This is a genomic window from Actinomyces bowdenii (assembly GCF_017592395.1).
GTDB classification, from domain to species: Bacteria; Actinomycetota; Actinomycetes; order Actinomycetales; family Actinomycetaceae; genus Actinomyces; species Actinomyces bowdenii.
In genome coordinates this window covers 43,408-55,348 of the sequence record NZ_JAGFOU010000004.1, presented here as the reverse complement: position 1 = coordinate 55,348, position 11,941 = coordinate 43,408, and the positions used below count along the sequence as shown (strand labels likewise).

10 protein-coding genes are annotated in these 11,941 nt (G+C 73.2%); 1 reads left to right on the top strand and 9 read right to left on the bottom strand.

Going from position 1 to position 11,941, the window contains the following annotated elements:
- Positions 1-102: 102 nt before the first annotated feature.
- The 3 genes from J5X07_RS02730 to J5X07_RS02720 all read right to left on the bottom strand — a co-directional run bounded on the left by J5X07_RS02730 (position 103) and on the right by J5X07_RS02720 (position 4,750).
- Positions 103-471, bottom strand: coding sequence for a GNAT family N-acetyltransferase (locus J5X07_RS02730; RefSeq protein ID WP_208478589.1), 369 nt, complete (start codon positions 469-471; stop codon positions 103-105).
- Positions 472-560: 89 nt separating this feature from the next.
- Positions 561-1,550 carry a hypothetical protein gene (locus J5X07_RS02725; RefSeq protein WP_208478588.1) on the bottom strand — a complete coding sequence of 330 codons (990 nt, stop codon included), beginning with the start codon at positions 1,548-1,550 and terminating at the stop codon, positions 561-563.
- A gap of 215 nt (positions 1,551-1,765) precedes the next feature.
- Entirely contained in the window at positions 1,766-4,750 is a 2,985-nt protein-coding gene (locus J5X07_RS02720; RefSeq protein ID WP_208478587.1) for a leucine--tRNA ligase, read from the bottom strand.
- A 339-nt stretch (positions 4,751-5,089) separates the two neighbouring features.
- On the opposite strand from J5X07_RS02720, the gene nhaA reads away from it, so the two are divergent.
- Positions 5,090-6,445 carry a Na+/H+ antiporter NhaA gene (gene nhaA / locus J5X07_RS02715; protein WP_208478586.1) on the top strand — a complete coding sequence of 452 codons (1,356 nt, stop codon included), beginning with the start codon at positions 5,090-5,092 and terminating at the stop codon, positions 6,443-6,445.
- 25 nt (positions 6,446-6,470) lie between these two features.
- Here the strand turns inward: nhaA and J5X07_RS02710 are convergent, their stop codons facing one another.
- From J5X07_RS02710 to J5X07_RS02685, 6 genes are all read right to left on the bottom strand, one after another.
- Entirely contained in the window at positions 6,471-6,917 is a 447-nt protein-coding gene (locus J5X07_RS02710; RefSeq protein WP_208478585.1) for an HIT family protein, read from the bottom strand.
- A 226-nt stretch (positions 6,918-7,143) separates the two neighbouring features.
- The gene (locus tag J5X07_RS02705) at positions 7,144-7,944 is read right to left on the bottom strand and encodes a metal-dependent transcriptional regulator (protein WP_208478584.1); all 801 of its coding nucleotides are present in this window, start codon (positions 7,942-7,944) and stop codon (positions 7,144-7,146) included.
- Between the two features lie 15 nt (positions 7,945-7,959).
- A complete protein-coding gene (locus J5X07_RS02700) occupies positions 7,960-8,685 on the bottom strand; it encodes a vitamin K epoxide reductase family protein (protein ID WP_124934293.1) in 726 nt (241 codons plus the stop codon).
- A gap of 141 nt (positions 8,686-8,826) precedes the next feature.
- A complete protein-coding gene (locus J5X07_RS02695) occupies positions 8,827-10,779 on the bottom strand; it encodes a metallophosphoesterase family protein (RefSeq protein WP_208478583.1) in 1,953 nt (650 codons plus the stop codon).
- Between the two features lie 8 nt (positions 10,780-10,787).
- Positions 10,788-11,663, bottom strand: a complete 876-nt coding sequence (locus J5X07_RS02690) for an HAD hydrolase family protein (protein WP_208478582.1) — start codon at positions 11,661-11,663, stop codon at positions 10,788-10,790.
- A gap of 103 nt (positions 11,664-11,766) precedes the next feature.
- Positions 11,767-11,940 (bottom strand): methionine/alanine import family NSS transporter small subunit, encoded by a 174-nt coding sequence (locus J5X07_RS02685; protein WP_208478581.1) that lies wholly within the window; start codon positions 11,938-11,940, stop codon positions 11,767-11,769.
- Between the last annotated feature and the right edge of the window lies 1 nt (position 11,941).

Below are 11,941 nucleotides of genomic sequence, written 5' to 3'. Positions count from 1 at the left end.
GCGCCGCCGTCAGCTCCGCTGGGAGATGCCGGGCTCGGCGGGTCCCAGGCGGCGCTGGGAAGTCGCACGCGCACGAACGGCGGAGCCCGGCATGCAATGGGCCTAGAACTCGCCCACCATCCGGCACATCGTCACCTCACTGCCACCCACCGGGGCCCGGTGGACAACACGGAAACCGGCACGCTCATAGAAGCGCACATTCCTCGGATTCGTCGACTCCAGCCATCGCACGCCCGCGCCGGGCCCCAGCATCGGCTCCAGGAGTCGGACTCCCACTCCCCGGCCCCGCCATGCAGGCTCCACACCGGTCAGGGACAGGTAGGTCCCCTTCACCTCGGGCGCGCCCGCCCGGGCTGCGCGCATGCCCTCATGGACCGCCTCCGCCTTGCCGGCGGGCATGAGCACCTCTGCCAGTCCGCGCAGGGCGGGCAGGGCCACCGGGAGCGCGGTCCCCGGCGCCAATGACCTCACCCGGGGAAGCACTCGGGACCCGTGCCGCTCAGTGCGGCATCATGCGCCACTGACCGGCACGGGTCGCTGCTCCCGATGCTGGCGGCGCCTCAGCCGGCGCGGCGCATCCTGCGCCACATCAACGAGGCCATGCCGAGGGCCAGACCGCTCACCGCGAGCCCGCCCAGGAGCAGGGCGCTGGCACCGGTGCGGGCCAGGGAGCCGCCAGGCGTCCCCTGCGGAGAGGCGGGGGCCGGGGTTCCCGGCACGACGGCGGTCGTCGCCGTGCTCGCCGAGGCTGTCGGCTCCGCCGTGGCCCCGGGCGGGGTCGTCGCATCCGGGGCGGGCGTGGCCGCCGTCGCCGTGGCCGACGGGGTGGCACCGGCCGTCGGTTCTGTGGACGGCTTCGCGGTCGCGGTGGGAGACGGGGCGGGCTTAGCGGTCACCGTGACCCTCCCCGTCGCATAGGTCTTGCCATCGGCCTCCACCGTGAAGGTGAAGACGCCCGGCGCGGGGGCCAGGCCGCTGATCCGGTTCGTCTGCTTGTCCCATGTCAGCCAGTCGGGCAGGTCCGGGATGGTGACCTCCAGATCGTTGCGGCCATCGGGATCCACCACCAGCTCGAAGCCGGCCTCCTGCCCCTCCTCTACCTCAACGGCCTCGGGCGTCAGGGTGATCGTCGGCTTGGGCACGGCGTACACCATGACCGTGCTCTCGAACAGATTGGTGTGCTCTCCATCGGAGACCCGGAAGCGCAGGACGGTCAACGGGATCGGCTTCGTGGCCGGGACATGGAGCGTGCGGGTCGCGGCATCGAACTCCACCCCTTCGACCGGAGTGAGTAGCGTCACCGTGAGCTGGTCGGCGGGAGTGTCCTCGTCGTCGACCTCCACCTGGACCGTGACCGGCGTGCCCACCGGGGTGAACACGCTATTGGCATGCCCGCGCGGGGCGTGCTTCCCAGCATCCGCCTGCGCAGCGAGCACGGCGGGCGCCGGGTGCCCGGCCCAGGCCGCTCCGGTATGCGCCCCGGCCGCGGGGATCGGCGCCACCACCACGGCCCCCGCCACCAGCAGCACGACATTCCTGAGAATCCTCATTCCCATCACTCTCCGTCCGTCCCGGTCCACGATCACCCGTGCAGGGCACTAACGACCGTAAGGATTGAGGACTCAGAAAACCATGATGGTTTTCACAGGTAATGCTAACAATTCAGCAACCTGCGCGGATGCGCCGCCATTCCGAGGGGCAGCACACGGCTGCGGGAGCGGGCCACGCTCCGCGGCGGCGCGTCTGCGCACCCGTCAGCCAGGCCTCATTCGGGCACGATGCTCACCAGCCCCGGTGCCCGCACGATCACCTTGCGCACACCCCGGCCATCCAGGGTGCGCACCACTCCGGGGGCGGCCAGGGCCAGCCTCTCCAGCTCCTCGGCGCTGATACCCGGGTCCACCTGGAGGCGGTCGCGGACCTTGCCCTTGACCTGGACCACGCAGGTGACCTCCTCGGCGCGCAGCAGCGATGCGTCCTCCACCTCCGGGAAGGGCTCGCGGGCCAGGGAGGCCTCATGGCCCAGCCTGCTCCACAGCTCCTCGGCGATATGCGGGGCCACCGGCGCCGTCATGAGCACCAGGGCCTCGATCGCCTCGCGCGGCACCGTCTCCAGGCCGGTGAGGTGGTTGTTGAGCACGATGAGCTTGGCGATGGCGGTGTTCAGGCGCATGCCCTCGTAGTCCTCGCGCACCCCCACGATCGTGCGGGCCACGAGGCGCCGGGTGGCCTCGTCCGCCGGCTCCTCGCCCACGCGCAGCTCCCCGGTGGCCTCATCCACGGCATTGCGCCACAGGCGCTGCAGGAAGCGCTGGGCGCCCACCACGGCACGGGTCTCCCAGGGGCGGTCGACATCCAGGGGCCCCATGGACATCTCGTAGACGCGGAAGGTGTCGGCGCCGTAGGCCTCGTACATCTCGTCGGGGGTGACGATGTTCTTCAGGGACTTGCCCATCTTGCCGTACTCGCGGCGCACCGGCTCGCCCCTCCAGGTGAAGACCGGCTCGCCGTCCTGTCCCGCCTCCTCCACGACCTCCTCGGCCGGGACGTACTGGCCGCGGGCGTCGGTGTAGGCGTAGGCCTGCACGTAGCCCTGGTTGAACAGGCGGTGGTAGGGCTCAGAGCTGCTGACCACGCCCAGGTCGAAGAGCACCTTGTGCCAGAAGCGCGAGTACAGCAGGTGCAGCACCGCGTGCTCCACCCCGCCCACGTACAGGTCCGTGCCCCCCGAGGTGTTGCCCGCCTCGGGGCGCGGCCCCATCCAGTAGGCCTCGTTGGCCGGGTCGATGAGCGCATCCTCATTGGTGGGGTCGGCGTAGCGCATCTCGTACCAGCACGAGCCCGCCCACTGGGGCATCGTGTTGGTCTCGCGCCGGTAGGTCCTGGGGCCCTCCCCCAGGTCCAGCTCGACCTCCACCCAGTCCGCGGCCTTGCCCAGCGGCGGCTCCGGGGAGGACTCGGCGTCGTCGGGGTCGTAGGAGCGCGGCGAGTAGTCGGTGACCTCGGGCAGCTCCACGGGCAGCATCGACTCGGGCAGGGCGTGGACGCCGCCCTCCTCGTCCCACACGATCGGGAAGGGCTCGCCCCAGTAGCGCTGGCGGGAGAAGAGCCAGTCGCGCAGGCGGTAGGTCACCGCCCGGCGGCCCGCCCCCCTGGCCTCCAGCCAGTCGATCATGGCGGCCTTGGCCTCCTCCTTGCCCATGCCGTTGATGTCCAGGTCCCCACGGGCGGAGTTGACCACGACGCCGTCGCCCGTGTAGGCGCCCTGCGACAGGTCGACGCCGTCGGGATCCTCGACCGGGCCGATGGTCTGGATCATGTCGACGCCGTAGGCGGTGGCGAAGGCGTGATCGCGCTCATCGTGGGCGGGAACGGCCATGACGGCGCCCGTGCCGTACCCCATGAGCACGTAGTCGGCCACGAAGACGGGCACCTGCTCGCCGTTGACCGGGTTGATGCCGAACAGGCCGGTGAAGACACCGGTCTTGACCCGTCCCTCATCGGTCCGGTCGGCCTCGGTGGTGGCCGCGGCCCGAGCGCGGTAGGCGGCCACCGCCTGCGCCGGGGTGGCGTGCCCGCCGGTCCAGGCCTCCCGGGTGCCCTGCGGCCAGGCGGCCGGGACGCTCAGCGCCGCGGCGTCCTGCGCGATCTCCTCGGGGCTGCGCACCGAGGCCGAGGAGTCGATGCCCCCCAGGATGGGGTGCTCGGGTGCCACCACCATGAAGGTGGCCCCGAAGAGCGTGTCGGGGCGCGTGGTGTAGACCTCCAGCTCGGCGCCCTGCCCGGCCCCGGGCACGGCGAAGGCCACCTGGGCGCCCTCGGAGCGGCCGATCCAGTTGCGCTGCATGAGCTTGACCTTCTCGGGCCAGTCCACGGTGTCCAGGTCCTCGGCCAGGCGGTCGCCGTAGGCGGTGATGCGCATCATCCACTGGCGCAGGTTGCGCTTGAACACGGGGAAGTTGCCGCGCTCGGAGCGGCCCTCGGCGGTGACCTCCTCATTGGCCAGGACCGTGCCCAGGCCGGGGCACCAGTTCACCGGTGCCGAGGAGACGTAGGCCAGGCGGAAGGAGTCGATGACCCCGGCCTGCTCGGCGGCGCTCAGGCCCGCCCAGTCGCGCCCGCCGGGCACGGCCACCTCGCCGCGGGCCAGCTTCTCGCGCAGCTCGGACACGGGGCGGGCCGCGCCGGTGCCGCGCCCGTCACGGCGCGGGGCGGCGGGGTCGAACCAGGAGTTGAAGATCTGCAGGAAGATCCACTGGGTCCAGCGCACGTAGTCCACGTCGATGGTGGCCAGGGAGCGGCGCGGGTCGTGGCTCAGCCCCAGGCGCCGCAGCTGGCGGCGCATGTTGGCGATATTGGCCTCGGTGGAGATGCGCGGGTGCTGGCCGGTGGTGACCGCGTACTGCTCGGCGGGCAGCCCGAAGGCGTCGTAGCCCATGGTGTACAGGACGTTCCTACCGGTCATGCGGGTGAAGCGGGCCACGACGTCGGTGGCGATGTAGCCCAGCGGGTGGCCCACGTGCAGCCCCTTGCCCGAGGGGTAGGGGAACATGTCCAGCAGGAAGAACTTCTCCTGCGCAGCACCCGGGCCGGCCAGGTCCCCCACGGGGTTGTCGGCACGGAAGGTCCCCTCGGCCTCCCAGCGGTCCTGCCAGGCCGTCTCGATGGAGTCGGCCAGGGCAGCGGTGTAGCGGTAGGGGGTGGCCTCGGCGGCGCCCTGGGATGCTCCCTGGGGGGTGGTGTCCGTCATGGCGGGGATGCTCTCTTCCGTGCTCGTGGCGTGGATGCTGGACGACGCCGTCCCGGGCCTGATCAAGGGCGGGAGCCGGCCGTGCAGGTGCACAGCCTATCCCCCGGCGCAGCGCGCGCCCGGGGCTGTCCAGCGCGTGGGCGGGCGAGCCCGGTCACGTCCGCCTGGTCACGTCCGCCCCGTCTCGCCGGCGCAGCGCGCCGGATCGCCCGCCCGCGGATCGGTTAGTCTGAGTCCGTTCTCGTTCCGGTGGCCCCGGCGGCTCCTCCCGACGGGAGGCCGCCCGCGGCCACCAGCCCGGTGAGCCCGCTGCGGGCCCGGCCCTGAGGAGAGGAAGGCATGACCCGATCCGCGAGCGGAGCCCGCAGGCCCGACCACGCGCACGCCCCTGCGCCCCACACCCCGGGCCATTCGCCAGGTCATTCCCCGGGGCGCCGGCCCCGCCCCCACCGCCCGCCCCTGCGCCTGCGCGACCTGCCCGGGCGCATCGCCCACCGCCTGGAGTCCGAGGTCTTCTCCGGGCTGCTCATGGTGGCGGCCGCGGCGGTGGCGCTCCTGTGGGCGAACTCCCCGTGGCGGGAGTCCTACGCCGCGCTCTCCTCCACGGTGATCGGCCCCCACGCCCTGCACCTGGACCTGACGGTGTCGGCCTGGGCCGCCGACGGGCTGCTGGCCGTCTTCTTCTTCGTGGTGGGCCTGGAGCTCAAGCAGGAGTTCGTCGTCGGCTCCCTGCGCGACCTGCGGGAGGCGGCGCTGCCGATGCTGGCGGCCGTCTTCGGCATGGCGGGGCCCGCAGCGGTCTACGTCGGGATCCAGTTGGCCTCGGGCGGCGGGGAGCTGACCGGCTGGGCGGTGCCCACCGCCACGGACATCGCCTTCGCCATGGCGGTGCTCTCGATCTTCGGCCGCGGCATGCCCCCGGCCGCCCGCACCTTCCTGCTGACCCTGGCGGTGGTCGACGACCTGCTGGCCATCATCGTCATCGCCTTGTTCTACTCCCACGGCTTCAACCCCCTGGCGCTGCTCGGGGCCCTGGCGGTGGTCGCGGTCTTCGGCCTGCTGGTGCGCAGGGGCATCACCCACTGGTACCTGCTCATCCCCCTGGGCGTGGTGGCCTGGTGGCTCATGCACTCCTCGGGCGTGCACGCCACGATCGCCGGGGTGCTGCTGGGGATGACGGTTCCGGCCAAGCCCACGCGCAGCGAGCCCCAGGGGATGACCGCCCGCCTGGCCCACCTGGTCCACCCCTGGAGCGCGGGCCTGGCCCTGCCGGTCTTCGCCCTGTTCGCCGCCGGGGTCAGCATCATCGATGGCGGGGGCCTGGGCGAGGTGCTGGCCGACCCGGTGTCCATGGGCGTCTACCTGGGGCTGCCCCTGGGCAAGGTCCTGGGCATCTGGGGCTCGGTGGTGATCCTCACCCGCCTGACCCGCCTGCACCTGGGCCACGGCGTGGACAGCGCCGACGTGCTGGCCCTCTCAGCGATCGCGGGGATCGGCTTCACCGTCTCCCTGCTCATCGCGGGCCTGGCCTTCGGCGAGGGCCCGACAACGGATCACGCCCGGGCGGCGGTCATCCTGGGCACCCTCATCTCGGCCGTTCTGGGAGCCGGCCTGCTCCAGCACCGGGTGCGCCAGCCGCGGCGCGGGCAGCCCTCGACCCGCGGCCACGTCATGCGCCCCCACCACGAGCACTGATCCGGGCGCCGCCAGGAGCTGGTGCTCAGCAGGTGCGCGCCGAGCCCATCGCGGTGGGCACGTACTGCCCCCAGCCGTCCTGGCGCAGTCCGGCGCGCAGCCGCTCCATGGCCTCGTCGAGCTCCTCGCCGGTGACGTCCGCGCGGGCCGAGGAGAAGGACAGGTCCGCCTCGGAGCGGATCGGCAGAACGTGGAGGTGGAGGTGGTCCACGCCGTAGCCGGCGACCACCAGCCCGGCCCGCGGGGCGTCGAAGACCCGCACCTGGGTGGCGCCGATGCGCTTGGCGACCACCGCCATATGCGCCACCACCTCGTCGGGGGCATCGACGTAGGAGTCGACCTCCATCCGGGGCACCACCAGGACATGCCCGGCGGTGTGGGGCTCGATGGTGGCGAAGGCGACGACCGCGTCGTCGGCCCACACGAAGCGGCCGGGGATCTCGCCGTCGATGATCTGGGTGAAGAGGCTCATGGCCCCATTGTGCGCGCCTGGTGCGCGCTGCACATCTTCAACGCATCAGCGCTCCCCGAACCGAGGTTTTCCCGCATGATCACGTCCGCGCTGGAATCGAAGATGTGCAACGGCCCTGCGGTGGCACATCTTCAGAGGCGCCACCGGGCGCTCCAAGGAGCCCGGCCCTGGAATCATGCGGTTCCCACGGCGGCGGCCGGCCGTCTGGGTGCTGAAGATGTGCAGCTCAGGACAGGACCCACAGGGAGCCGTCGGGGACGGTGGCCCCGGAGCCGTGCGCGTCGCCGTCCTGGCCGGCCGCCCTCCCGTCCTGGCACGCCACGGCGCGCACGATGCTGGCCCACCCACCACTGCCGGCGTCCGCCACCCGCTTCAGGACGCGCACACGGGTGTCCAGGCTGATGCCCGCCCGGGTGAGCCGGCGCAGGGTCCGGGAGTCGTCCTTGATCCTTCCCACGACCCCCTCATCGCCCGGCTCCAGGGTCTCGATGCGCACGAGCTCGGGGATGTCCAGGCGGCCCTCCGCGGTGGGGATGGGGTCGCCGTGGGGGTCGCGGGTGGGGTGGCCCAGGACGGCGTCCAGGCGCGCCAGCAGCCGGTCGGACACGGCGTGCTCCAGCTCTTCGGCCTCCTCGTGCACCTCATCCCACTCGAAGCCCAGCCGGGTGACCAGGTAGGTCTCCAGCAGCCTGTGACGGCGCACGATGGCCATCGCCCGCCGCCTGCCCTCGGGCGTGAGGGTGACCGCCTTGTAGGGCTGGTGGGCCACCAGCCCCTCCTCCACCAGGCGGGCGACGTTCTCCGAGGCGGTGGAGGGGGCCACCTCCATGCGCCGGGCCAGCCCGGTGATCGAGGCGCCGGTCCCGCCCCACTCGCAGGCGGCCCACACGGCCTTGAGGTAGTCCTGGGCGACGGTGGAGTCGACGGCGGGGCCGGGCCGCTGGGCACGGCGCTGGGCGGCACGGCCTGAGGGCCCGGGGGCGGGCCCGGGGGCGGGCCCGGACGACGCGCTTGTCGACCTTGTCATGGTCTCATCATGGTCTCAGTCCAGCAGGGCCAGCCACTGGTCCCAGAAGGAGACCACGACGACGAGGATGACGGCCAGGTACATGGCGCCGGTGATCCACCAGCGCATCCGCACCAGGTCGGCCGCGCGCTCGGTCCCCAGGCCCAGGTGCCCGCCCAGGGCGGCCCAGCACCAGGTGGTGGCGGCCACGGGGATGGTGGCCGCCCAGACGACCATGCAGTAGGGGCACAGCTTGCCGAAGGCCGCCACGGAGACCCACAGGAACCAGGCGACGAAGGCGATGCCCCCCAGGCTCCCGGCGCTCAGAGCCCACCAGGCCCAGCGCGGCAGGCGCAGGCCGCTGGCCAGCAGGGCCCCGATGCAGGCCAGGACGGCGAAGGCCATGGCCCCGATGAGGGAGTTGGGCACGCCCAGCAGATTGCCCTGCCAGGCGTTGAGGCTGTCCCCGCAGGCGACCAGGGGGTTGACATCGCAGGTGAGGTCGGCCAGGGGGTTCTTCAGGAGCTGGATCTGAGCGGCCAGGAGGCTCCAGGAGGCGTAGATGCCCACCACGGCGCAGACGATGAGGGTCCAGGCGTAGGAGCGGGGGGCTCCGCTGCGCCGCAGCCAGCCCGGCCCCTGCTCCTCCCGGCGCACCTGGGCCAGCAGCGCGCTGTCGCGCTCGCCCGCCCGGGCGAGGTAGGCGTCGAGCTCCTCCTGGCTCATCGCGTCGATATCAGCCTCAGTGGGCACCTGTGCCATCTCTCAGCGCCTCCTCATCCCTGGTCTGCCCGATCCACAAGGTCGGGCGCCATTGTGCCCCATGGCGGGCGATGGGGGCGCGAGCGCCGGCTCCCTGGGATGGGCACGGGTCCCCTGGCTCAGGGCCGCGACCCGCCGTCCTCAGGGGGCCGCAGTCTGGTCGGGCTCCGGCGCCCCCTCCGTGGCGGCGGCACTGGCCTCCTGCGGCTCCGGCTCCGTCTGGTCGGGCGCCTGGGGCGGGGGCACCGGCTGCCAGGCGCCGACGGTGACAGAGGCGTCGGGGTGCAGGATGACGGCGCGCCAGGCCACCAGGGAGCCGTCGCGATCGAAGGACAGCACGTGCAGGTAGGAGTCCTCGGTCACCGGGCCCAGCGAGGTGCCGCCCTTGCCCGCGCCCGAGACCAGGGCGGAGACCCGCCCCTGCGAGGACTCGGTGGTGCTCATGCCCCGCTCGGCGTGGACGTGCCCGGCCAGGAGCAGGGGGGCGCAGCCCTGGGAGGCCAGGGGGCCGAAGGTGGCGGGCTGGTGGATGAGGACGACGTCGGTGGGGGCGGTGCAGCTGGTCGCGGCCAGGCCGGCTCCCACCTGCTCGGCGCTGCGCCCCCGACGGCTGGTGGTGCCGGTGGCGGTGGTGCGGTCGGGGTCGTCGTCACCCAGGATGCGCAGGCCGCCGACGGTCTGGATGGTGCCGTCGGTCACCGTCCATCCCTGGGAGCGCAGCCTCTGCGCGGTGGAGTCGGAGTCGTGGTTGCCCACGGTGGCGACCTTGGCGGCCGAGGAGGGCACCGCCTCGCTCAGGGCGTCGACGCACAGCTGCTCGGGCTCCGAGCCGGTCATGGTCAGGTCGCCGTCGTCCATGTGGATGTCCGCGCCGGCCAGCCGGTCCAGGATGCCGCTGAAGGCGATGACATCGAGGTTGCAGTGCAGGTCGGTGGACATCACCGCGGTGGTGGTGCCCCGCCGATCCACCGCCCGGGCGCCGGTGGCCTGCGGGGGCCGGCGCCCAGGCCCGCCCGAGGGCGTCGGGGCGGCGCCCGTCCCATCGGCGGCCCGCCCCGTGGCCGGCTCAATGGGCTGATCAGTGGGCTGGTCGGTGGGCCGGCCGGCTTCCGGGGCCGGCCGCCCCAGGCGGCGCATGGAGACGGCCCGCACCCGCTGGTCGAGGTCCTGGCGGTCGACGCCGCCCTGCGCGGCGGTGACGTCGACGAGCCCGCCGGTGTCCTGGGCGGCGCTCCAGGCGGCGCGCAGGTTGGTCTCGGCGGTGGAGTAGAAGGCCTCGTTGTCCTTGAGGAAGGAGGTGACGCGGGGGCTGTAGGCGGCGACGACGTCGGCGATGCGCCCGGAGAAGCGGGCCTGCGCCAGGGGCGTTCCCTCCAGGGCCGCCAGGGTGGTGCCGCGCGGGGCCTCCGATCTGACGGCGGGCACCAGCAGTGCCGCGGCGGCGCACAGCGCCGCGGCACTGGCGATGATCGCCGGCGGCCTGCGCCTGAGGCCCGCGGCCAGGGTGTCGCGCAGGCTGCCGGTCGTGGCCAGGCGCCCGGCAGTGGCCAGGCACAGGATGAGGGCCTCGATGAGGCCCGCGCGGCGCAGCCCGTCGTGGAGCAGGGCGTGCAGGCCCCGGTGGATGGTCAGCTCGGGGTGGCTGACGACACCGATGTAGGAGGCGACGTCGGAGGACAGGGCCTGGCCCACGCTCTGGGCGTCGGCGGCCCCGGGCTGCGGCCTGGAGGGGATCTCCCCGGGGACGACCTCCAGGCCGAGGATCCCTGCCGGCGAGTCCATGGAGGCCATCCCCAGGGGCCCCAGGTCCAGGGTGATGGTGGAGTCCAGGGTGGTGGACCAGGTGGCCTCATGGGGGCCCAGGGGCGCCTGGGCAGTGGCGGTGCCCAGCCCCACCAGGAGGGACAGGGCCGAGGTCGCCACGACCAGCACGAGGGCCCGCACCGTCCTGCGGAAGACCACGGTGCGCCGGCGCCACCACAGCCAGAGGGCGCGCCCCGCTCCCGCCGAGGCGCGACGGGCCGTGCGCATGGCCCTGCGCCACAGGGGCGGCCGGGCGGGGGCGCGGGCGGTTGAGGCCGTGGAATCGGGCACGATCCTCCTCAGGAGTCGGCGGGCGGCGCGGATGCCGGGGCGGGCGGGGCGCCGGTGCGGCCGGCGGAGAGGCGGGCGGTCAGCTCGGTGACGCGCTCCACGGTGTCCTGCCAGCCCGTGACCGCCCAGCAGGGCACGCCCAGGGCCTTGACGGGGTAGTCGTTGCCGTCGGGGTCGAGGCGGTCGCCGATGAAGAGCATGTCCTCCAGGGCGATACCGGTGATCCGGGCCAGCCGGCGCATGCCGTAGGCCTTGTCGACCCCCTTGAGGGTGATATCGACGCTGGTCGAGCCGCCTGAGCGCACCTCCAGAGCGGGCAGGCGGGCGGCGACGGCGCTGCGCAGGCGGTTCTTCTTCTCCCCGGTGGGGTCCCAGGCGGCCTTGGCCTCCAGGGGCGCCTCCTGCCCCAGGGCGGAGAAGGTGATCTGGCTGCCCCGGTCCTCCAGGGCCGGGCCCCAGGTCAGCTCCTCCCACAAGCCCAGCCGCCGGGCCTCGGCCTCGACAACCTCGAAGCCCTCGCGCACCTGCTCGGGGGACAGGTCATTGGCGTAGACCAGGCGCCAGGGGTCCTGGTCCGATCCGCCGTCGTGGCCCGACTGCTCGCCGTGGCCGGGACCCTCATAGGTGTAGTAGCGGGTGCCGCAGGTGGGCATGAGGTGGAGGCCTGCGAGCTGGGCCGGGGTGGCCTGCAGGTGGGCGAGCACCTGGTTGCGGAACTGCCCGATCTGCCCCCCGGAGATGATGCACACCGGCACGACCTCGAGCAGCCCGCGCAGGGCCCGGGCCATGGGGGCCGGGATGGCCGTCTTCGAGGGGGCCAGGGTGTCGTCCAGGTCGAAGGCGACGAGTGAGGGCGGATGGCCGGCTGCGGCGGAGTCAGTCATGGTCGCATTGTCCCCCACCGACCTGGGAAGCTGCGGGGACATCCTGGCAGGTCGGCGGCACCTGTGATGAAGATGTGCCGGCTGCCGGCGCCTGCGCGACCTGTCAGTCCTCGGTGCTCGTGCCGCGCAGGTGGCTGTGGGCGAGCCGGGAGGCCTCTTCGCGGGCGTCGCGGTCCTCACGGCGCCCCCGGGAGATCAGCGCGGTCACGGAGACCGCCAGGCCGCCCCAGATGATGACGATGGCGGTGAGCATGAGAGAGATGGCCGCTCCGGTCATG

Coding starts and splice junctions, on each gene's coding strand:
- J5X07_RS02725 (WP_208478588.1), bottom strand. CDS start 1,550: ATGAGGATTCTCAGGAATGTCGTGCTGCTGGTGGCGGGGGCCGTGGTG.
- J5X07_RS02720 (WP_208478587.1), bottom strand. CDS start 4,750: ATGACGGACACCACCCCCCAGGGAGCATCCCAGGGCGCCGCCGAGGCC.
- nhaA (WP_208478586.1), top strand. CDS start 5,090: ATGACCCGATCCGCGAGCGGAGCCCGCAGGCCCGACCACGCGCACGCC.
- J5X07_RS02710 (WP_208478585.1), bottom strand. CDS start 6,917: ATGAGCCTCTTCACCCAGATCATCGACGGCGAGATCCCCGGCCGCTTC.
- J5X07_RS02705 (WP_208478584.1), bottom strand. CDS start 7,944: ATGACAAGGTCGACAAGCGCGTCGTCCGGGCCCGCCCCCGGGCCCGCC.
- J5X07_RS02700 (WP_124934293.1), bottom strand. CDS start 8,685: ATGGCACAGGTGCCCACTGAGGCTGATATCGACGCGATGAGCCAGGAG.
- J5X07_RS02690 (WP_208478582.1), bottom strand. CDS start 11,663: ATGACTGACTCCGCCGCAGCCGGCCATCCGCCCTCACTCGTCGCCTTC.
- J5X07_RS02685 (WP_208478581.1), bottom strand. CDS start 11,940: ATGACCGGAGCGGCCATCTCTCTCATGCTCACCGCCATCGTCATCATC.